Origin of the sequence: Bradyrhizobium macuxiense (assembly GCF_007993935.1) — a bacterium.
GTDB lineage: Bacteria > Pseudomonadota > Alphaproteobacteria > Rhizobiales > Xanthobacteraceae > Bradyrhizobium > Bradyrhizobium macuxiense_A.
The window spans coordinates 311,146-332,856 of record NZ_VITY01000004.1 but is presented as its reverse complement, the minus strand read 5'-3'; the positions used below and the strand labels follow the sequence as shown (position 1 = coordinate 332,856).

19 protein-coding genes are annotated in these 21,711 nt (G+C 65.6%); 16 read left to right on the top strand and 3 right to left on the bottom strand.

Annotation, left to right across the window (positions count from 1 at the left end; genetic code table 11):
- The first annotated feature begins 1 nt into the window (after position 1).
- The 5 genes from FBZ93_RS12820 to FBZ93_RS12800 all read left to right on the top strand — a co-directional run bounded on the left by FBZ93_RS12820 (position 2) and on the right by FBZ93_RS12800 (position 5,371).
- Entirely contained in the window at positions 2-1,114 is a 1,113-nt protein-coding gene (locus FBZ93_RS12820; protein ID WP_167529017.1) for a hemolysin family protein, read from the top strand.
- The gene (lnt, locus tag FBZ93_RS12815) at positions 1,111-2,724 is read left to right on the top strand and encodes an apolipoprotein N-acyltransferase (RefSeq protein ID WP_146986317.1); all 1,614 of its coding nucleotides are present in this window, start codon (positions 1,111-1,113) and stop codon (positions 2,722-2,724) included. The genes FBZ93_RS12820 and lnt overlap by 4 nt, the downstream gene beginning before the upstream one ends.
- 262 nt (positions 2,725-2,986) lie before the next feature.
- Positions 2,987-3,403, top strand: a complete 417-nt coding sequence (locus FBZ93_RS12810) for a helix-turn-helix domain-containing protein (RefSeq protein WP_021082652.1) — start codon at positions 2,987-2,989, stop codon at positions 3,401-3,403.
- Between the two features lie 106 nt (positions 3,404-3,509).
- Positions 3,510-4,634, top strand: coding sequence for a M20 family metallopeptidase (locus tag FBZ93_RS12805; RefSeq protein ID WP_433995410.1), 1,125 nt, complete (start codon positions 3,510-3,512; stop codon positions 4,632-4,634).
- A complete protein-coding gene (locus FBZ93_RS12800) occupies positions 4,631-5,371 on the top strand; it encodes a tRNA (guanine(46)-N(7))-methyltransferase TrmB (RefSeq protein WP_146986315.1) in 741 nt (246 codons plus the stop codon). The genes FBZ93_RS12805 and FBZ93_RS12800 overlap by 4 nt, the downstream gene beginning before the upstream one ends.
- 50 nt (positions 5,372-5,421) lie before the next feature.
- Here FBZ93_RS12800 and FBZ93_RS12795 read toward each other — a convergent pair whose 3' ends face one another.
- On the bottom strand, positions 5,422-6,261 hold the full coding sequence (locus tag FBZ93_RS12795; protein WP_146986314.1) for a phytanoyl-CoA dioxygenase family protein: 840 nt from the start codon (positions 6,259-6,261) through the stop codon (positions 5,422-5,424).
- A gap of 218 nt (positions 6,262-6,479) precedes the next feature.
- Positions 6,480-7,550 carry a DUF2336 domain-containing protein gene (locus FBZ93_RS12790; RefSeq protein ID WP_146986313.1) on the bottom strand — a complete coding sequence of 357 codons (1,071 nt, stop codon included), beginning with the start codon at positions 7,548-7,550 and terminating at the stop codon, positions 6,480-6,482.
- Positions 7,551-7,896: 346 nt separating this feature from the next.
- Between FBZ93_RS12790 and rimP the strand changes: the two genes are divergently transcribed.
- From rimP to FBZ93_RS12730, 11 genes are all read left to right on the top strand, one after another.
- Positions 7,897-8,682: a ribosome maturation factor RimP gene (gene rimP, locus FBZ93_RS12785; protein WP_146986312.1), complete on the top strand. Its 786-nt coding sequence runs from the start codon at positions 7,897-7,899 to the stop codon at positions 8,680-8,682.
- A 3-nt stretch (positions 8,683-8,685) separates the two neighbouring features.
- Complete coding sequence (gene nusA / locus FBZ93_RS12780) at positions 8,686-10,302, top strand: transcription termination factor NusA (protein ID WP_146986311.1); 1,617 nt, start codon at positions 8,686-8,688, stop codon at positions 10,300-10,302.
- Positions 10,303-10,317: 15 nt separating this feature from the next.
- Positions 10,318-11,004 (top strand): RNA-binding protein, encoded by a 687-nt coding sequence (locus FBZ93_RS12775; protein ID WP_146986310.1) that lies wholly within the window; start codon positions 10,318-10,320, stop codon positions 11,002-11,004.
- 108 nt (positions 11,005-11,112) lie between these two features.
- Positions 11,113-13,818, top strand: a complete 2,706-nt coding sequence (gene infB, locus FBZ93_RS12770; protein WP_146986309.1) for a translation initiation factor IF-2 — start codon at positions 11,113-11,115, stop codon at positions 13,816-13,818.
- A gap of 174 nt (positions 13,819-13,992) precedes the next feature.
- Positions 13,993-14,406: a 30S ribosome-binding factor RbfA gene (gene rbfA / locus FBZ93_RS12765; protein WP_050406192.1), complete on the top strand. Its 414-nt coding sequence runs from the start codon at positions 13,993-13,995 to the stop codon at positions 14,404-14,406.
- Positions 14,403-15,512 (top strand): tRNA pseudouridine(55) synthase TruB, encoded by a 1,110-nt coding sequence (truB, locus tag FBZ93_RS12760; RefSeq protein WP_146986308.1) that lies wholly within the window; start codon positions 14,403-14,405, stop codon positions 15,510-15,512. The genes rbfA and truB overlap by 4 nt, the downstream gene beginning before the upstream one ends.
- Positions 15,513-15,514: 2 nt before the next feature.
- Complete coding sequence (gene rpsO, locus FBZ93_RS12755; protein ID WP_050406190.1) at positions 15,515-15,784, top strand: 30S ribosomal protein S15; 270 nt, start codon at positions 15,515-15,517, stop codon at positions 15,782-15,784.
- Between the two features lie 313 nt (positions 15,785-16,097).
- Positions 16,098-18,254 carry a polyribonucleotide nucleotidyltransferase gene (gene pnp / locus FBZ93_RS12745; protein ID WP_146986593.1) on the top strand — a complete coding sequence of 719 codons (2,157 nt, stop codon included), beginning with the start codon at positions 16,098-16,100 and terminating at the stop codon, positions 18,252-18,254.
- A gap of 189 nt (positions 18,255-18,443) precedes the next feature.
- The gene (locus FBZ93_RS12740; protein WP_146986307.1) at positions 18,444-19,178 is read left to right on the top strand and encodes a superoxide dismutase; all 735 of its coding nucleotides are present in this window, start codon (positions 18,444-18,446) and stop codon (positions 19,176-19,178) included.
- Between the two features lie 125 nt (positions 19,179-19,303).
- Positions 19,304-19,780: a GNAT family N-acetyltransferase gene (locus tag FBZ93_RS12735; RefSeq protein WP_146986306.1), complete on the top strand. Its 477-nt coding sequence runs from the start codon at positions 19,304-19,306 to the stop codon at positions 19,778-19,780.
- Positions 19,777-20,373 carry a glutathione S-transferase family protein gene (locus tag FBZ93_RS12730; protein WP_146986305.1) on the top strand — a complete coding sequence of 199 codons (597 nt, stop codon included), beginning with the start codon at positions 19,777-19,779 and terminating at the stop codon, positions 20,371-20,373. Before FBZ93_RS12735 ends, FBZ93_RS12730 begins: the two co-directional genes overlap by 4 nt.
- Positions 20,374-20,484: 111 nt before the next feature.
- On the opposite strand, the gene fabV is transcribed toward FBZ93_RS12730, so the two are convergent.
- Complete coding sequence (gene fabV / locus FBZ93_RS12725) at positions 20,485-21,657, bottom strand: enoyl-ACP reductase FabV (RefSeq protein WP_146986304.1); 1,173 nt, start codon at positions 21,655-21,657, stop codon at positions 20,485-20,487.
- Positions 21,658-21,711: the final 54 nt, after the last annotated feature.

Here is a 21,711-nt window from a genome sequence, read left to right as displayed (position 1 = left end):
CATGCCGGATTCCGAACCAACCCATGACAATCCGCGCAACGTGAGCAACCTGCCCGCGGTCGTGCACGACGGCGAGGTGCAGCGCCCGGCCGCCGAGGGCTGGCTGGTGCGCGCGATCCGCACGCTGTTCGGCTGGAAGGCCGGCTCGGTGCGCGACGATCTGCAAGTGGTGCTCGACGCCTCGACGCCGGACGATGTCGGCTTCTCGGCGATCGAGCGCACCATGCTGCGCAACATCCTGTCGCTGAACGAGCGGCGGATCGCCGACGTCATGATCCATCGCGCCGACATCGTCGCGGTGAAACGCGACATCCCGCTCGGCGAGCTGATGAGCCTGTTCGAGAGCGCCGCGCATTCGCGCCTCGTCGTTTACAACGAAACCCTCGACGATCCCGAGGGGATGGTCCACATCCGCGACCTGCTCGCCTTCATGACCGCGAAGGCGCGCGTCACCGATGCCACCAAGACGAAGCGCAAGAAGCCGTTTCCGGCCGGGCTCGATCTGCGCAGCGTCGATCTCGCGCTGCCGCTGGCCGAGGCCCATATCATCCGCAAGCTGCTCTACATCCCGCCGTCGATGCGCGCGATCGACCTGCTGGCGCAGATGCAGGCCTCGCGCATCCATCTCGCGCTGGTGGTCGACGAATACGGCGGCACCGACGGGCTGGTGTCGATCGAGGACATTGTCGAGCAGATCGTCGGCGAGATCGACGACGAGCACGATTCCGACGAGCCGCCGTCGATCGTTCGCCAGCCCGACAACTCCTTTGTCGCCGACGCACGCGCCAGCCTCGACGATGTCCGCTCGGTGATCGGCGAAGACTTCGTGACCGGCGAGGCCGGCGAGGAAGTCGAGACGCTGGGCGGCTATCTGGTCTCGTTCGTCGGCCGCCTGCCGGTGCGCGGCGAAGTGATCTCGGGGCCCGGCAATTACGAGGTCGAGGTGCTCGACGCCGACCCGCGGCGGGTCAAGCGCGTGCGGGTCACGACGCGCAAGGAGCGGCCGGCGCCGCGCAAGGAACGCGAGCGGCGCCGCGAGCAGGCACCGGACTCCGGAAACCCGCAGGCGAATGACAACATGCCGCCGCCCGGCGAGGGAGCCGGTCCGCAGTGAGGCTCTCCGACAAGCTCCGATCGATCGGCCTTGCCGTCATCCTGACCTGGGGATGGAAGCGCGCGGTCCTCGCGCTCACGGCCGGCGCGTTGTCCTCGCTGGCGATGGCGCCGTTCAACGCCTGGCCGGTGCTGTTCCTGACCTTCTCCATCGCGGTCTGGCTGATCGACGGCGCTGCTGCCGGGCGCTGGCGCGGCGTGCCCGCCGCAGCGCTGTCCGGCTTCTGGTTCGGCCTCGGCTATTTCGTGCCGGGACTGTACTGGATCGGCTACGCCTTCTTCGTCGATGCGGACACCTTCGCCTGGCTGACGCCGTTCGCGGTGCTCGGCCTGCCTGCCTATCTCGCGCTGTTCACCGCCTTTGGCTTCGCGCTGGCGCGGCTGATCTGGCCGCGCGACGCTTCGCGCGTGCTGGCGCTGGCGGTCAGCCTGACGGTCTCTGAGTGGCTGCGCGGCCATCTGCTCAGCGGCTTTCCGTGGAACGCGTTCGGCTACGCGCTGACCGAGCCGCTGGCGCTCGCGCAGACCGCGTCGCTGATCGGACTGTGGGGCATGACGTTCCTGGCCGTCGCGATCTTCGCGAGTCCGGCTGTGCTGATCGACGGCGCCTCGCGCGGCCGCAAGCCGTGGCGCGCGCCGGTGGCCGCGGTGCTGGTTCTCGCCGCGATGCTGGCGTTCGGTGCATTCCGCCTCTCGCAGCAGCCGACCAGCATGGTCAGCGGGGTCAAGCTGCGCATCATGCAGCCCGATCTGCAGCAGGACGCCAAGTTCAACTACTCCGCCAAGGCGGCGGTGATGCAGAAATATCTCACATTGTCGGATCGCGCGTCGGGGCCGCATTCGACCGGCGTGAGCGATGCCACCATCCTGATCTGGCCGGAATCCGCGTTTCCGTTCTTCCTGACCAAGGAAGCCGATGCGATGGCGCAGATCGCCGACCTGCTGCCGAAGGGAACCGTGCTGATCACCGGCTCGGTGCGCGCGCCCGATCTGCCGCCGAACGTCCGCGTCACGCGCGCCTATAATTCCATCTACGTCATCGACCATGACGGCAGCGTGCTCGCGGTCTACGACAAGCTGCATCTGGTCCCGTTCGGAGAATATCTGCCGTTCCAGGACTGGATGGAGAAGCTCGGTCTGGTGCAGCTCACCAAGGTGCAGGGCGGCTACATTCCCGGCACGATCCGCCGCACGCTCGACATTCCGAATGCGCCGCGGGCGCTGCCCCTGATCTGCTACGAGGCGATCTTTCCCGGCAATGTCGTGAGCCGCGACGATCGTCCCGGCTGGATCGTCAACGTCACCAATGACGGCTGGTTCGGAATCTCGACCGGCCCCTATCAGCATTTGCAGCAGGCCCGGCTGCGCTCGATCGAGGAAGGCCTGCCGCTGGTGCGCGCCGCGAATACAGGCATCTCGGCGATCATCGACCCGCTCGGGCGAATCGTCGCGCAACTCGGGCTCGGCACCGAAGGCGTGCTCGATGCCGGCCTGCCGGCGGCGATCGCGCCGACGATCTATGCGCGTGCCGGGAACATCCCCGCCGCTGTGATTGTGTTGGTTGCCCTCGCAATCGTATTGCGGAGACGTTTTGTCAGGCGAAAAGCCTGATCCTGCATATCGCCGGTTGTCGCCGAACCCGAAAAAACGTCGAAATTTACCTCAGCGCGATTCCACCAGTTGACAGATCGACCGTGCACTTCGCATTGTACGGGTCCACGCGAAATCACAAGCCAAGTCAGCCCCTTTGCGCAAATTGTCCGCATTTCGTCCCGATCCTCCTTGCAGGATTTGACGGCACCGGCGCCTGAGGCATACTCCACGTCCAACTTGCCTCACCCCCCGGGCGCGCAATCCCTTAGGAGAGTTGGAGATGTCCACCAAAGCGCCCAATCCTGTTGACAAATATGTCGGCAGCCGCGTCCGAATGCGACGCATCATGCTCGGCATGAGCCAGGAAAAACTGGGCGAGGCGTTAGGCCTGACGTTCCAGCAGGTGCAGAAATACGAGAAGGGCACCAACCGTGTCGGCGCGAGCCGGCTGCAGCAGATCTCCGAGATTCTGCAGGTGCCGGTCTCTTTCCTGTTCGACGGCGGCCCGAGCGGCGTCAAGACCGCCGACGGCTTCAGCGAGGGCTCCTCGCCGGCCTATGTGTCCGACTTTCTGGCAACCGCCGAAGGCCTGGCCCTGACCCGTGCGTTCACGCGGATCGCGGACGCCAAGCTTCGCCGCAGCATCGTCGAACTGGTCGAGCAGATCGCGGCGCGCGAGGCGGCCGAACAGGTCTGATCCAGCCTTATCCGTTTGAGAGATCGTCAAATCTGGAATATGTCATTCCGGCGTACGTTAAGGCGTGCGCTGAATGACAACGCAATTCCTGAGCGACGACAACAGCATGTCCAGCAACCCGTTCGAAACCGCTGATATCCTCGACGGCATTCGCCGCTGGGTCGAGATCGAATCGCCGACCGAGCGGCCGGACCAGGTCAACAGACTGGCTGACCTCGTCGCGTCCGGCTATCGCGATCTGCCGGCCACCGTCGATCGCGTTGCGGGACGCGACGGCTGCGGCGATCATTTGGTCACGCGCTCGTCCTGGGGGCAGGACGCCCCGGGCATTCTGGTGTTGAGCCATCTCGACACAGTTCATCCGATGGGATTCATCGAACGGTTACCATTCAAGATCGAAGGCGACAGCGCGTTCGGTCCGGGCATCTACGACATGAAGGGCGGCGCCTATCTCGCCTATCACGCGTTCAGGCAGATCTGCGCCGATGATGCGCGCCCGCCGCTCGGCATCACCCAGCTCTACGTCTCGGACGAGGAGATCGGCAGCCCGACCTCGCGCGCGCTGATCGAGGCCGAGGGACGCAAGGCCAAATACGTGCTGGTGACCGAGCCGGCGCGCGACGGCGGCAAGATCGTTACCGGGCGCAAGGGCGTCGCGCGGTTCGACGTGTTCATCAAGGGCGCGCCCGCGCATGCCGGCACGCGCCCCGAGGATGGCCGCAGCGCGATCCGGGAGCTCGGCAATGTGATCCAGACGCTGGAGGCGATGAACGACCTCAAGCGCGGCGTCACCGTCAATGTCGGCGTGGTCCGCGGCGGCACCAAGCCGAACGTGATCGCCGAAGAGGCCTATGCGGAAGTCGACATGCGGGTGCCGACCATGGCCGACGCCGACGAGCTGGTGCCGAAGATCCTCGGCATCACCTCGCGCACCGGGGGCGTCAGCGTGAAGGTTTCAGGGGAATTGAACCGCCCGCCCTATGAGAAGAGCAATGCCGGCGCCGCGCTCTACGAGCACGCCCGGGAGCTTGCCACCGAACTCGGCTTCGAGCTGCTCGATGTGTTCACCGGCGGCGGCTCCGACGGCAATTTCACCGCGCCGCATACTGCAACGCTCGACGGCCTCGGCGTCGACGGCAAGGGCGCGCATACTCATTACGAGCAGCTCTACATCTCCTCGCTCGAGCCGCGCGCGCGCCTGCTCTACCGGCTCTATCAGACGCTACGATGACGCCGGCTCCGAACGACACCAGCGATCGCGATTCCCCAGAGGACGGCGCGATGGCCCATTCGCGCGGCTCGTTCTTCGGGCGGCGCAAGGGCCACAAACTGCGTTCGCACCAGGCCGACCTGATCGACAATCTGCTGCCGCATCTTTCGATCGACATCGCGCTGCCGGCGCCCGCGGCGCTGACCGAATTGTTCGATGACGGCACCGGGAATGTCAGGCTCGAGATCGGCTTCGGCGGCGGCGAGCATCTGATCGCGGAAGCCCATGCGTTTCCGAACACGGGCTTCATCGGCTGCGAGCCCTACGTCAACGGGATGGCGAAGATCCTGACCCAGATCGAGGCGCTGAATATCGGCAACATCCGCCTGTTCGCCGGCGACGCCGCCGAGCTATTGGCCTGGGCGCCGGCGCGCTCGCTCACGCGCATCGACCTGATCCATCCCGATCCCTGGCCGAAGCGGCGGCACTGGAAGCGGCGCTTCGTGCAGGATGCAACGGTCGCCGCGATGACGCGGCTGCTGCCGCCCGGCGGCGAATTCCGCTTCGTCAGCGACATCGACGATTATTGCGCCTGGACGCTGGCGCACCTGATGCGCTCGCCCGACTTCGCCTGGCTCGCCGAGCGCGCGATCGACTGGCTCAAGCCGTGGCCGAACTACACGATGACGCGCTACGGCGCCAAGGCCGAGCGAGAAGGGCGCAAGGCGGCGTATTTGAGGTTCAGGCGGTTGCCGTAGTCTGTCATTCCGGGGCGCGACGAAATCGCGAGCCCCGGAATGACGAGGGACTACTGCCCCGCCATCCGCGCCTTCCTGACATCGGTCGCCTCCCACACCATGCGCTTGCCGCGCTCGCGGCCGAGTAGCTCGATCGGATCGTGATTGTCGATGTGGCCGAACTGGCCCTTGTAAACGCTGTATCCGCACAATTCCTGCAAGCGGCGCGGAAAGCGCGCCACGGTCTCGCGCGGAATGCCGAGCTGCAGGTTTTCCTGCTGCCGCATCCAGCCCCAGCAATAGGCGCAGGAGAACGCGAAGCGCCGCGCATCGCTGGAGTTGGCGCCGCCACCATGCCACAGCGCGCTGTCGAACAGCATCACGCTGCCCGCCGGCATGGTCGCGGTGACCGCGTCGTAGTCCTTGCCGTATTCCGGCGACGAAGAGAATTTGTGGCTACGCGGGATGATCCGCGTCGCGCCGTTGTCGTCGCGGAAATCGGACAGCGCCCAGATCGCATTGATGGTGATCGGGATGTGCGGCCGCGGCAGCGGGATCAATTGGGTGTCTTCATGGATCGGCTGCGCCTCCTGGCCGGGGCCAAGCACCAGCGAGCAGAACGACGACAGCAGGCATTCCTTGTCGAGCACACACTCGACAACCGGCAACACGTTGCCATGCAGCGGCACCTCCCAGAACAGCTCATCATAGGTCAGGAGGTTGTTGATGCGCAGCGTCTTGAAGCCTTCGAACGATGTCCGGGCAAGGCCGAGATTGTGCTCGCGCTCGATCCGCTCGACCGCCGCCTTCAATCCCTCTACCAGGTCGGGCGAGGCGGCGCGCTCGATCACGGTGTATCCGTCGTCGCGGATCCGCTCGGCGTGCGATTGGATGTCGGCGTCCGTCAGCATGGCGATCTCCCCGTTGGCGCTGTGTCGCGCCTTGCGGAAAGCATAGCTGGCCGATGCAATTTTGGGGAAGCCGTTTTTATACGCGGCGGCCTCACACCTCGTCATTGCGAGCGAAGCAATCCATGCTTCCTCATCGGAGATATGGATTGCTTCGTCGCTTCGCTCCTCGCAATGACGGGGAGAGAGTTCGTCGCCGATGGTGGCGTTAGGCGCTTCAACTACCGCGACTTCCAGAAATCCACGACGCGCTGCGCAGTCGACGGCATCAGGCGCGTGAAGTTCACCCGCGCGCCTTCGATATCGGCCGGCGACGGCACGCGGTTCGGCCCGAGCCGCATCAGGATCAGGGCGCGCACGGTCGGCCATTCGAAGCCGATCGTCTTGCTGGCGATCAGGATCGGGTCGTAGCGATCGCCGGAGATCAGGCGATCGAGCGTGACGATCTTCACGCTGGTCATCGCGGCGATTGCCGCGACGCATTCCTCATATTTGAAGGCCTTTGCGAAGCCTGCCACCGCGGCCTCGTTCAACTCGCCGGCGCGATGCAGCGCCAGGATCGCGCGCTGCGCGGCGGCGAAATCGCGGCCCTCGACCTGCGCGACGACGCCCTCGATCTCGCTCATCGCCAGTTTGATCTCGGCCTGCCGCTCCGGCTTGGCGACGACTTGCAAGCGGCGGCGGATCACGTCGATCGAACCGGCCAGCAGGTTCTTCAAATGCGCCGGCGGAAGATCGTCGCGACGTCCGATCCGCAGCGTCAGCACACCGTCCTGGCCGGCGCGCCGCACCAGCGTCGTGAAGGATGCGTCCGAGAACGCGGCCCCTTCATTGCCGGCCGCACATCGGATGACATCGCGATCGCCGCGGCGGACGATGACGTCGGTCAGCGCGGTCGAAAGCTTGGACCGCTCGGCCATTGCCAGCAGATGGCCCTGACCCTTGGCATTGGCGATCTCGACCAGCACCTTTTCGTCAATCACCGGCGATTTGCGCAGCACCGGCCCCGCGATCGCGACCTCGTCCTCGCGGGCGAGTTGCCCGATCAGATGGCGCGGCGCGTTGGCGAGCAGCGCCAGCCGTTCGGCGAGATCGATCCGCGCCGCAAGCTCGGCATGCGGCACCAGGCTGGTCAGCACCCCGTCGAACAGGTCGATATGGTCGGGGCGAAAGCTCGCGGCGCCCTGCAGGAACAGCTCGCCGAGCCGCCGTGCGGCCTCGGCGCGGCGCTTGGGGTCGCCGCGTCGAACGATGTCGTCGAGTTCCGGGATCAGCGCGGGGGCTGTCGTCATGAGCCTTGTCCAACCGGCGACTTCTGCCGATTTTCGGCAATCTATGGCCCCGTTCGTAAACGGAGGGTTAGGTCAAACCTGCACCCGTGAAGCGGCAAAATCGCCTTCCGCCGGGACAGGAGGCCTTGCCGGACCCCGGCAAAAGGGCTATATCCAGCGCAACTTATGGTATCTCATACGATCGCGTAGGAGAGTGGGCCCCCCGGGACCCGCTCTTTTTTATTACCTGACGGGACCCGGCGAGGCCGGATCCAGTTTGGGTAGCGTTAGCGGCCCCTTAAGGCCACCTGAACAACACAACAGACCTCATCAGCCTCTAGACCTTAGACAGCCTTTGACACTCGATATGACCGACCCGACCGCCACGTCCGTGGACACCGAACTGCTCGCCGAGCCGAGGCTCGTCGTCGAGCCCGGGGTCGCGGCCCGCGTCGCCGCAGTCGCGGTGCCGGTGCTGCAGGGCATGGGCTATCGCCTGGTGCGCATCAAGGTTTCGGGCGATGCCGGCTGCACCGTGCAGATCATGGCGGAACGCCCCGACGGCTCGATGCAGCTGGAGGATTGCGAGGCGATCTCGCGCGCGCTGTCGCCGGTGCTCGATGTCGCCGACCCGATCGAGCGCGCCTACCGGCTGGAAATTTCGTCGCCCGGCATCGACCGCCCGCTGGTGCGCCGCTCCGACTTCGAGCGCTACACCGGGCATCTCGTGAAGATCGAGATGGCGGTGCCGCATCAGGGCCGCAAGCGGTTCCGCGGCCTGCTCGCCGGCGTCGAGGGCAATGCGGTGCGCGTCAAGCGCGACGATCCGCGTCCCACCGAGGACGCCGAAGTTCTGCTGGTGATGGAAGACATCTCGGACGCGCGGCTGGTGCTGACCGATGAGCTGATCGAGGAATCGATGCGCCGCGGCAAGGCCGCCGAGCGCGAGCTGCGCCGCGAGCTCGGCCTCGCGCCGCCGCAGCCGGCCCACGCCAAGAAGAGCGATCCGGCGAAGAGCCAGAAGCCGAAACCCAAGCCCGATCATACTGGTCACAAGCCCGGCAAGAAGCCGGCCCCGACCAACACGAAAAAGCACCGCCTGGCCGCCGAGCGCGCGCGCCGTGGCGAGATCGATCCATTCGAAGGAGACTAAGCCATGGCAGTCAGCGCCAACAAACTCGAACTGCTGCAGATCGCAGACGCAGTTGCGCGCGAAAAGTCGATCGACCGCTCCATCGTGATCGCGGCGATGGAAGACGCCATCGCCAAGGCCGCACGCGCCCGCTACGGCAGCGAGACCGACGTCCATGCCGAGATCGACGCCAAAAAGGGTGAGCTGCGACTGACGCGCCACATGCTGGTCGTCGACGTCGTCGAGAACTCCTCCAACCAGATTTCGCTGTTCGATGCGCAGCGCGCCAATCCGGGCGCCCAGGTCGGCGACACCATCGCCGACACGCTGCCGCCGCTGGAATATGGCCGCATCGCGGCGCAGTCCGCCAAGCAGGTGATCGTTCAGAAGGTGCGCGAGGCCGAGCGCGACCGGCAGTACCAGGAATTCAAGGACCGCATCGGCGACATCGTCAACGGCATCGTCAAGCGCGTCGAATATGGCAGCGTGATCGTCGACCTCGGCCGTGGCGAGGCGATCGTGCGCCGCGACGAGATGCTGCCGCGCGAAGTGTTCCGCAACGGCGACCGCGTCCGCGCCTATATCTTCGACGTCCGCCGCGAAACCCGCGGTCCGCAGATTTTCCTGTCGCGCACCCATCCGCAGTTCATGGCCAAGCTGTTCGCGCAGGAAGTGCCGGAAATCTACGACGGCATCGTCGAGATCAAGGCGGTCGCCCGCGATCCCGGTTCGCGCGCCAAGATCGGCGTGATCTCGCGCGATTCCTCGGTCGACCCGGTCGGCGCCTGCGTCGGCATGCGCGGCTCGCGCGTGCAGGCCGTGGTGAACGAGCTGCAGGGCGAGAAGATCGACATCATTCCGTGGTCGCCCGACATCGCGACCTTCGTCGTCAACGCGCTGGCGCCCGCTGAAGTCGCCAAGGTCGTGATCGACGAAGACCGCGAGCGCATCGAGGTCGTGGTTCCCGACACCAACAATCAGCTGTCGCTGGCGATCGGCCGCCGCGGCCAGAACGTTCGCCTCGCCTCGCAGCTGACCGGCTGGGACATCGACATCCTGACCGAGCAGGAAGAGTCGGAGCGCCGCCAGGCCGACTTCGAGAACTCGACCCGCGTGTTCATGGAAGCGCTCAACGTCGACGAAGTGGTCGGCCAGCTGCTCGCCTCCGAAGGCTTCACCTCGGTCGAGGAACTCGCGCTGGTCGACGTCAAGGAACTCGCCGGCATCGAAGGTTTCGACGAGGAAACCGCGACCGAGCTGCAGACCCGCGCCCGCGAATATCTGGAACAGCTCGAGGCCGAACTGGAGGCCAAGCGCAAGGAACTCGGCGTCGAGGACGCCATGAAGGACGTCCCCGGCATCACCGGCAAGATGATGGTCAAACTCGGCGAGAACGACGTGAAGACCGTCGAGGACCTCGCCGGCTGCGCCACCGACGACCTGGTCGGCTGGACCGAGCGCAAGGAAGGCGGCGAGCCGACCAAGCATGCCGGGTTCCTCGATGGCATCGAGATCTCGCGCGACGAGGCCGAGGCCATGATCATGCAGGCCCGCGTCAAGGCCGGCTGGATCACCGAGGCCGACCTCGCCAAGCCTGCCGAGGAGGCCGACGCCGCCGAAGCAGAAACAGCGGCGTCGTAAGGAGATGGCTCACGGATGCTCGCTCAGGCTGACCCCGATCTCGACGATGGGCCGCGGACGCAGAAGTCCGCGACCACGCGGATGTGCGCGGTCAGCCGCGAGGTGCGTCCGATCGACGAGCTGATCCGGTTCGTCGTCGCGCCCACGGGCGAGGTGATCCCGGATCTGAAGCGCAAGCTGCCCGGCCGCGGATTATGGGTTTCCGCATCGCGGCGCAGCGTTGCGGAAGCGGTCCGCCGTCACCAATTTAACAAGGGATTCAAGCGCGATGTCCGTGTCGCGCCGACCCTTCCCGCCGATACCGACGCACTGCTGGTGCGCAGCGTCACCGAGGCCCTGGCGATGGCCGCCAAGGCCGGTCAGGTCGTCGCGGGCTTCGGCAAGGTCGAGGACGCACTCAACCGGAACGAAACTGCAGCCCTGATCCACGCTTCCGACGGCGCAGCGGACGGAATCCGCAAATTGGACGCGATCGTCAGGCAAAGGGGCGAAAAACGTGGTGAATCGCCGGTAATTGCCGTCGTCAATGTTTTGACGTCGGAAGAATTGGATTTGGCACTTGGGCGGTCAAATGTGATACATGCTGCGCTGCTCGCGGGCCCAGCGAGCAAGACGTTCCTGTCGCGCTGCCAGATGCTGGTCCGATACCGGATGGCCGACGACGACAAGACCGCCGAAGCGGCCAGAAATTCCAGAGCGTGATCCAGGAAGGCGGACGCCGTCTTTCCGACCGGATCATGCTCAGCAAACGACGACAGGTTGAACGATTTGTGCGGCAAACGCACAGCGAAACGAGATTAGGACTGCTGAATGGTTGATACCAAGACCCCTGGCGACAAGACTTTGAGTGTCCCGAGCAAGACGTTGTCGCTGAAGCCGCGCGTCGAGACGGGCACCGTGCGCCAGAGCTTCAGCCACGGCCGGACCAAGCAGGTCGTGGTCGAGAAGCGCGGCAAGCGCCGCGTCGGTGGCGATGGTCCCGGCGAGGCGCATGCGCCGGAGCCCGTGGTTGCAAAGCCCGCCGCCCCGCCGCCGCCGGCCGCAAGGCCGCCGCTCGGCCGCCCCGGAGCTCCGTCGTCGGGCCAGCCGCAGCGTAACACCCGCTCCGGCGTGGTGCTGCCGACCCTGACCGAGGATGAGCGTTCGGCGCGCGCCAACGCGCTTGCCGACGCCCGTCAGCGCGACATCGAGGAGCGCCGCCAGGCCGAAGAGGAAGCCAAGCGCCGTGCCGTCCGCGAGGCTGCCGAGAAGGCAGAGCGCGAGGCCGCTGAAACCCGCCGCAAGGCGGAAGAGGAGCGCCATCGCCACGAGGAAGAGGCCAAGCGCAAGGCCGAGGTCGAGGCCAAGCGCCGGTTCGGCGAAGGTGAGGCCAAGCCTGGCGCGGCGCCGGCCGCCGCTGCACCGGCCAAGCCGGCCGCAGCTGCATCTGCTCCGGCCGCCCGCGCTCCCGCGGCACGCCCGGCGACCACGACCACCGCGCGCACACCGACCTCTGCGCCGAGGCCGGCGGCGGTTGCGGCCGGGCCGGACGAAGACGAGGGTCCGCGCCTGGTGCGGCGCCCCGGCGGCGCCGTGCGCCCCGCCGCGGCCCCGAAGACCACCCACAAGCCCGGTCCGCAGAAGGAGCGCGGCCGCCTCACTCTGACCACGGCGCTCAACGCCGATGACGTACGCGAGCGCTCGATCGCCTCGTTCCGCCGCCGCACCCAGCGCCTGAAGGGGCACGCGTCGAACGAACCCAAGGAAAAGCTGATCCGCGAAGTCACCATCCCGGAAGCGATCACGATCCAGGAACTCGCGAACCGCATGTCGGAGCGCGCGGTCGACGTCATCCGCATGCTGATGAAGCAGGGCGCGATGCACAAGATCACCGACGTGATCGATGCCGACACCGCGCAGCTGATCGCCGAAGAGCTCGGCCACAGCGTCAAGCGCGTCGCCGCGTCCGACGTCGAAGAGGGCCTGTTCGACGTCGTCGACAATTCCACCGATACCGAGCCGCGCTCGCCCGTGGTCACCGTCATGGGTCACGTCGACCACGGCAAGACCTCGCTGCTCGACGCGTTGCGCCATGCCAACGTGGTGTCGGGCGAAGCCGGCGGCATCACCCAGCATATTGGCGCCTACCAGGTGCTGTCGCCCGAGAGCGGCACCAAGATCACCTTCATCGACACGCCCGGCCACGCCGCGTTCACCGCGATGCGCGCCCGCGGCGCCAAGGTCACCGACATCGTCGTGCTGGTGGTCGCGGCCGATGACGGCGTGATGCCGCAGACGATCGAAGCGATCAACCACGCCAAGGCGGCCAAGGTGCCGATGATCGTGGCGATCAACAAGATCGACAAGCCCGATGCGCGGCCGGAGCGCGTGCGCACCGAATTGCTGCAGTACGAGGTGCAGGTCGAATCGCTCGGCGGCGACGTCGTCGACGTCGAAGTCTCGGCGAAAAACAAGACCAATCTCGACAAGCTGCTCGAGATGATCGCGCTGCAGGCCGAAATCCTCGACCTGAAGACCAATTCGGAGCGTCCGGCGGAAGGCACCGTGATCGAAGCCAAGCTCGATCGCGGCCGCGGCCCGGTCGCGACCGTGTTGGTGCAGCGCGGCACGCTGCGCGTCGGCGACATCATCGTGGCCGGCGCCGAGATGGGCCGCGTCCGCGCACTGATCTCCGACCAGGGCGAGAATCTCGAAGAGGCCGGTCCGTCCGTGCCGGTCGAGGTGCTCGGCTTCAACGGTCCGCCGGAAGCCGGCGACCGTCTCGCCGTCGTCGAGAACGAAGCCCGCGCCCGCCAGGTCACGAGCTACCGCGCGCACCAGAAGCGCGAGAACGCGGCTGCCTCGATCTCCGGCATGCGCGGCTCGCTCGAGCAGATGATGTCGCAGCTCAAGACCGCGGGCCGCAAGGAGTTCCCGCTGATCGTCAAGGCCGACGTGCAGGGCTCGCTGGAAGCGATCCTGGGCTCGCTCGAGAAGCTCGGCACCGACGAAGTCGCCGCCCGCATCCTGCATGCCGGCGTCGGCGGCATCTCGGAGTCCGACGTCACGCTGGCGGAAGGCTTCAACGCCGCGATCATCGGCTTCTCGGTCCGCGCCAACAAGGAAGCGGCGGCCGCGGCCAAGCGCAACGGCATCGAGATCCGCTACTACAACATCATCTACGACCTCGTGGATGACATCAAAAAGGCGATGTCCGGCCTGCTCGCGCCCACGCTGCGCGAAACCATGCTGGGCAACGCGCAGATCCTGGAAGTGTTCAACATTTCCAAGGTCGGCAAGGTCGCGGGCTGCCGCGTCACCGACGGCACCGTGGAACGCGGCGCCAACGTTCGCCTGATCCGCGACAACGTCGTGGTGCACGAAGGCAAGCTGTCGACGCTGAAGCGCTTCAAGGATGAAGTGAAGGAAGTGCAGTCCGGCCAGGAATGCGGCATGGCCTTCGAGAACTACGGCGACATGCGCGTCGGCGACGTGATCGAGTGTTACCGCATCGAGACGATCCAGCGCTCTCTGTAAGTCCAAATCTTACGAAGCGCAGATCTTACTAAGCGTTGGGTCCATTTGATTGAAAATGCGACGGCGTGGCCGGACTTTGGTCCGGCCACCCGCGCATTGCCCGATTGAAAGCAAAGCTAGGACATTGATGCCCGCGGCCACGGCCTGCGGGCGCGACGGTTTTGGAAGAAGGTCATGCCCCGTCAAAAGAAGAGTTCCAGCCCCGGCGGCTCACAACGTCAGCTGCGGGTCGGCGAAACGGTTCGCCATGCGGTTGCCGAGATTCTGTCACAGGGTGAGGTCCACGATCCCGATCTCGAAGGCCACATCATCACCGTGCCCGAGGTGCGTATGTCGCCGGACCTGAAGCTCGCGACGATCTACGTGATGCCGCTCGGCGGCCGCGACACCGACACGGTGATATCTGCGCTCGAGCGCAACAAGAAGTTCCTTCGCGGTGAGATCGCGCATCGCGTCAATCTGAAATTTGCACCCGACATTCGCTTCCGCGTCGACGAGCGGTTCGACGAGGCGGAGCGCATCGAAAAACTACTGCGGACACCTGCGGTGCAGCGCGACCTTGCACCCGATTCGGACGACGAGGAATGATTGTGATGACGACCAACAGCGTGATCGACGCGAAGGATACCGACGCGCGCGACGCTGAGCGGGATGCCTTTGCCGGGCAGCGCAGCGACGATGCGCGCCGCAGCCACAACGACCCGCGCCAGAGGCAGGGCAAGCAGAACCAGCAGCCGCGCCGCGACAAGCGCGATGTCCATGGCTGGGTGGTGCTCGACAAGCCGATCGGCATGACCTCGACACAGGCGGTTGCCGTGCTCAAGCGCCTGTTCCAGGCCAAGCGCGCCGGCCATGCCGGCACCCTCGATCCGCTCGCCTCCGGCGGGCTTCCGATCGCGCTCGGCGAGGCCACCAAGACGGTGCCGTTCGTGATGGACGGCCGCAAGCGTTACCGCTTCACGGTGTGCTGGGGCGAGGAGCGCGACACCGACGACACCGAGGGGCGGCCGGTCCGGACCAGTGAAAACCGGCCGACCGCCGATTCGATCCGCGAGCTGCTGCCGCGCTTCACCGGCGTGATCGAGCAGATCCCGCCGCAATATTCGGCCATCAAGGTGCAGGGCGAGCGGGCCTACGATCTGGCGCGCGACGGCGAGACAGTGGAACTGAAGCCCCGCCCGGTCGAAATTCACGAATTAACCCTTGTGGAACATGGAGATAACGGACAATCCGTGTTTGAGGCCGAATGCGGCAAGGGAACCTATGTTCGGGCCCTGGCCCGCGATATGGGCCGGATTCTGGGCTGTTTCGGCCATATCTGCGCCCTGCGGCGGACCCTGGTCGGTCCGTTTACGGAAGCGGACATGATTCCGCTGGAACAGTTGGAGGCTTTATGCAATAGAGCCGCGTCTGGCGAGGGCAGCCTCGCCGACGCGCTTTTGCCCGTTGAGACCGCGCTGGACGACATCCCGGCACTGGCCGTCACACGGGCTGATGCGGCAAGGCTCCACAGGGGCCAGGCCGTTTTGTTGCGCGGACGGGATGCGCCCAATACTAGCGGCACAGTCTATGTCACGGTGGCAGGCCGGCTTCTCGCGCTTGCTGAAATTGGCAATGGCGAACTCATCCCCAAGCGCGTGTTCAACCTGAACGGACTGACTGCCGGTCCGGCTCGCAACAATGAAAGTAACTGACGATGTCGATTACCGCAGAGCGCAAAGCGGAAGTCATCAAGACGAATGCCACCAAAGCCGGCGACACCGGCTCGCCCGAGGTTCAGGTCGCGATCCTGTCGGAACGCATCAATAACCTCACCGAGCACTTCAAGAGCCACGTGAAGGACAACCATTCACGCCGCGGCCTCCTGAAGCTCGTGTCGACGCGTCGCTCCCTGCTTGACTACATCAAGCGCAAGGACGAGGCGCGCTACAAGGCGCTGCTCGAAAAGCACAACATCCGTCGTTGATTTGAGAAGCACGCGCGCGAAGGTTCGCGCGCGTTTTCGCATGGTCGTCCGTGAACCCGGGCTTTCGAATTGTCGAAAGATGATCATGCGCAGCATGGCAGTCGCGCCATGCCAACTAGCGTCCAGCAGCAATCCGGCCGCTGGACCGGGCAAGATGCCCAGATGACCGAAAGGATGGACGCCATCCGAAATCCAGGGACCATGGCAGGATCGCCGGATGCTGACCGCAGCAGCGCGTCAGTGTCTCGCCGTCTTGGCATGGTCTTTGTGTTTCAGGGCGCCGTGCTTTCGTGAAACCATGAAAGAAACCGAAATGTTCAATTCGCATTCCGTCGAGATCGACTGGGGTGGACGTCCCCTCAAACTAGAAACCGGCAAGATCGCCCGCCAGGCCGACGGCGCCGTGATGGCGACCTACGGCGAGACCGTGGTGCTTGCCACCGTCGTCGCGGCGAAGGCGCCGCGCGAAGGCGTCGACTTCCTGCCGCTGACGGTCGACTACCAGGAGAAGACCTACGCCGCGGGCCGCATTCCCGGCGGCTATTTCAAGCGCGAGGGCCGTCCGACCGAGAAGGAGACGCTGGTCTCCCGCCTGATCGACCGTCCGATCCGTCCGCTGTTCGTCGATGGCTGGCGCAACGAGACCCAGGTGATCGTCACCGTTCTCTCGCACGACATGGAGAACGATCCGGACATCGTGTCGCTGGTCGCCGCCTCCGCCGCGCTGACGCTGTCGGGCGCCCCCTTCAAGGGCCCGATCGGCGCCGCCCGCGTCGGCTTCGCCAATGACGAATTCATCCTCAACCCGACGCTGGACGAGATGACCGAGACCCAGCTCGACCTCGTCGTCGCCGGCACCGCCGACGCCGTGCTGATGGTCGAGTCGGAAGCCAAGGAGCTCAACGAAGACGTGATGCTCGGCGCGGTCATGTTCGGCCACCGCCACTTCCAGCCTGTCATCAACGCGATCATCGAGCTCGCAGAGAAGGCTGCCAAGGAGCCGCGCGAAGTCACCACGATCGACAATTCGGAGATCGAGAAGGAAATGCTTGGCCTTGCCGAGCAGGACCTCCGCAAGGCCTACGCGATCCCGGTCAAGCAGGAACGCTATGCCGCGGTCGGCGCCGTCAAGGAGAGGGTGCTGGCGCACTTCTTCCCGGAAGGCCAGGAGCCGAAATACGACAAGCTCCGCGTCGCCGCCGTGTTCAAGGAACTGGAAGCCAAGATCGTTCGCTGGAACATCCTCGACACCGGCAAGCGCATCGACGGCCGCGACGTCAAGACCGTGCGCAACATCATCGCCGAAGCCGGCGTGCTGCCGCGCGCCCACGGCTCGGCGCTGTTCACCCGCGGTGAGACCCAGGCGATGGTGGTGACCACGCTCGGCACCGGCGAGGACGAGCAGTACATCGACGCGCTGTCGGGAACGTACAAGGAAACGTTCCTGCTGCACTACAACTTCCCGCCCTACTCGGTCGGTGAAACCGGCCGCCTCGGCGGCACCAAGCGCCGCGAGATCGGCCACGGCAAGCTCGCCTGGCGCGCGATCCACCCGGTGCTGCCGCCGCACCACGAGTTCCCGTACACGATCCGCGTGGTCTCCGAGATCACCGAGTCGAACGGCTCGTCCTCGATGGCTTCGGTCTGCGGCGCCTCGCTGTCGCTGATGGACGCCGGCGTGCCGCTGAAGCGGCCGACCGCCGGTATCGCCATGGGCCTGATTCTCGAGGGTCAGCGCTTCGCGGTGCTGTCGGACATCCTCGGCGACGAGGATCATCTCGGCGACATGGACTTCAAGGTCGCCGGCACCGACCAGGGCATCACCTCGCTCCAGATGGACATCAAGATCGAGGGCATCACCGAGGAGATCATGAAGGTTGCGCTTGGCCAGGCCAAGGAAGGGCGCATCCACATCCTCGGCGAGATGGCCAAGGCCCTCACCGCGGCGCGCGCCGAGCTCGGCGAATACGCGCCGCGCATCGAGACCTTCAAGATCGCCACCGACAAGATCCGTGAAGTGATCGGCACCGGCGGCAAGGTGATCCGCGAGATCGTCGAGAAGACCGGCGCCAAGGTCAACATCGAGGACGACGGCACCGTGAAGGTCGCCTCCAATGACGGCGAGGCGATGAAGGCTGCGATCAAGTGGATCAAGTCGATCGCCTCCGATCCGGAGGTCGGCCAGATCTACGAGGGCACCGTCGTCAAGGTGATGGAGTTCGGCGCGTTCGTGAACTTCTTCGGCGCCAAGGACGGCCTCGTCCACATCAGCCAGCTCGCGGCCAATCGCGTGCAGAAGACCTCCGACGTCGTCAAGGAAGGCGACAAGGTCAAGGTCAAGCTGCTCGGCTTCGACGATCGCGGCAAGACCCGCCTGTCGATGAAGGCGGTCGACCAGGAGACCGGCGAGGACCTCGAGGCCAAGCAGAAGAGCGACGCTCCGGCGCCGCGCGAAGCCGCCGGCGAGTAAGCCAAGGCAAATCGATTGTTGCGAAAAGGGCGGCCCTGTGGCCGCCCTTTTTAGTTTGTCGCAGGAGCCGCAAATCAATCCCCGCTTATCCGCGCGCGCGATTTTGACCCGACATTGTGACCGGCTCTGTTGGAACCCGTTCACAACTTGCGCCTAACATCAGGACACTTTCCAGCATGGAGAACGACGATGTCCTTGATGTCCCGACGCCACTTGATCATCGCAGCAAGCGGCCTCGCCGCAGCCGCCGCCTCGTCACGCGCCGCATTCGCGCAGGCCGCGACGCCGGCGCCGGGCGGACCGTTCAAGATGGATCCGCTGGCCTATCCCGCCAATGCGCTGGAGCCGCATATCGATGCCAAGACGATGGAGATCCATCACGACCGGCATCACCAGGCCTATGTCAGCAACCTCAATAATTTCGCCAAGGACAATCCGCAGATCGCCGAGAAGCCGGTCGTCGAGGTGCTCGCCAATCTCGGCAACGTGCCGGAGGCGATCCGCACCGGCGTGCGCAACAACATGGGCGGCCACGCCAACCACACGATGTTCTGGCAGATCATGGGTCCGAACGGCGGCAAGCCCGACGGCGAGGTGCTCGCCGCTGTTGACCGCGACCTCGGCGGCATGGAGAAACTTCAGACCGACTTCAATGCCGCCGGCGGACGCGTGTTCGGCTCCGGCTGGGTGTTCGTCACCGTAACCAAGGACGGCAAGCTCGCGATCGAAACGCGGCCGAACCAGGACAATCCGATCATGGACGGCAAGCGTGCGCTGCTCGGCAACGACGTCTGGGAGCACGCCTATTACCTGACCTACCAGAACCGCCGGCCCGACTACCTCAAGGCGTGGTGGAACACAGTGAACTGGAAGGCCGTGGCCGAGCGCTATGCGGCCGCCAAGGCCGGCACGCTCGGCGTGTGAGCCGCTAGGCTCGCCGCTCGCCAGGAACTGCGTTACGTTCGAGCGCCCCGCGATCGCTCCGCGGGGCTTTCACCCTTACGTCCACGGCGTCGCGCTGCCGGTGTCGAGCGCCATAGGGATCGCCGATGACGCTGCCGACCATCCGCCGTGGCCGCCCCGACGAACATGACGTGATCGCGCGCGTCTGGATGGAGAGCTGGGTCTCGACCGGGCTCTCACAGGCAAGCGAGAGCCTGTTGAACGATCTGCGCGCCCGCCCGCCGCGCGAGATCGCCGGCGGCTGGAGCCTGTTCGTCGCCGACGATCACGGCACCATCGCCGCCATGCTGGCGCTGCATCTGCCGACCTTGCTGCTCGACCAGCTGATGGTCGCGCCAAGCCATCAGGGCCGTAGCCTCGGACGCCATCTGCTCGCCTTCACGCGCCGGCAAATGCCTGACGAGATCTGGCTGAAATGCGTCCGCGAGAATGACAAGGCCTGGCGCTGGTACGAGCGCGAAGGATTTGGGTTCGAGAAGGAATCCCTCAGTCCGGTGACCGGCTTCACGATGAAGCACTACCGGTGGAAGAGAGCAAACCACACGTCGGAGGTTAACCCATGATCAAGCTGTACTGGTCGCCGCGCTCGCGCTCGTTCTCCGCCATCTGGCTGCTGGAGGAATCCGGCCTGGCTTATGAGCGGGTGCTGACCGACATCAGCACCGGCGCGCAGAAGTCGCCGGAGTTCCTCAAGATCAACCCAATGGGAAAGGTGCCGGCGCTGACCGATGGCGATGCACAGCTCGCCGAGGCGGCGGCGATCTGCGCCTATATCGCCGATCGCTATCCCGAGACCAAGCTCGCGCCGGCCACGACCGACCCGAAGCGCGCCCGCTATCTGCAATGGCTGTTCTTCTCGCCGAGCTGCATCGAGCCGGCGCTGATCCAGCTCTTCACCAAGCTCGAGGTGCCGACCAGCACCGCGGCGTGGGGCAGCGCGGCGCAGGTGTTCGACGTGCTCGATGCCGAGCTGCAGAAGGGCCCGTGGATCCTTGGCGAGCAATTCTCCGCCGCCGACATCGCGATCGGCGCAGGACTGAACTTTGCGGTGCGCATCTTCAAGATGGTGCCGCCGCGGCCGTCATTCGAGGCCTACATCGACCGCTGCGTGACACGGCCTGCGTTCCAGCGCGCAGAGAAGATCGCGGCGGGATGAGATAGTCTCGCGTAGCCCGGATGGAGCGAAGCGCAATCCGGGGTGGTCTCTCCGCGGAGAAAAGTCCCGGATTGCGCTGCGCTTCATCCGGGCTACGAAGCAGTGGCCAGCTTAACCCGGCACGACGCGCGGATCGACGTCCTGCGTGTAGTCGACGCCGTCGATGCCGAAGCCGAACAGGCGCAGGAACTGGCTCTTGTACTCGCCGAGATCCGCCAATTCGCCGAGCGTCTCGGTGGTGAGCAGCGGCCAGCGCCGCGACACTTCCGTCTGCACCTCGGGCGAAAGCTCCCAATCGTCGACCCGGATGCGCTGCGCATCGTCGAGCGCGACGTCCTTGCCGAGCCGGGTGCGGAACAGGCGATCGATCTGCTCGATGCAGCCCTCATGCAGCCCGAGCTGCTTCATCACCTTGAACAGCACCGTGCCATAGAGTGGCACCACCGGAATGGCCGAGCTTGCCTGGGTGACGACGGCCTTCAGCGCGACGACGCGGGCGGCGTCCGCGCCGAGCCGTCCGCGGATCGCTTCCGCCTTGGCATCGAGATCGACCTTGGCGCGACCGAGCGTGCCGTTCCAGTAGATCGGCCAGGTCAGTTCGCTGCCGATATAGGTGTAGTTGAGCGTGCGGAAGCCCGGCGCCAGCACGCCGGCATCGGCGAGCTGGTCGATCCAGCGCTTCCAGTCGTCGCCGCCCATCACAGCGACGGTCGCCGCGGTCTGCTCCTCGTTCGCAGGCTCAAGGGTGGTCTGGAACACCTCGCCGGTCTCGGTGTCGAGCGTCTTGATCTCGACCGGGGCGCCGAGCGGCTTGATGACCGAGCGATAGGTCTTGCCGGTGTCGGGATCGGTGCGGACCGGCGCGGCCATGCTGTAGACCAGCAAATCGAGCTGCCCGAATTTCTCGCGCACCCGCTCGATGAAGTCTTTCTTCATCTCGTCGGAGAACGCATCACCCTCCAGCGTGAGCGGCGAGCGTCCGATCTTCGCGGCCTCGATCTCGAAGGCGCGGTTGTTGTACCAGCCGGCGCTGGCGCTCCTCTTTTCCGACGGCTCGCGCTCCAGCGACACGCCGATCGTATCGGCGCCACCGGCGAAGGTCGCGACGATGCGGCTCGCGAGGCCATAGCCCGTTGAGCAGCCCAGCACGGCGACGCGCTTCGGACAGTCGGCGACCGGGCCCTGCTTCAGAACGTAGGCGATCTGCTCGCGGACATTGGTGGCGCAGCCGACGGGATGTGCCGTCGTGCAGATGAAGCCTCGCACGCGCGGTTCGATAATCATTCCCACCCCATTCCGGATCGTTGCAATATTCCCATGCGCTTGCTGTGGACCTCC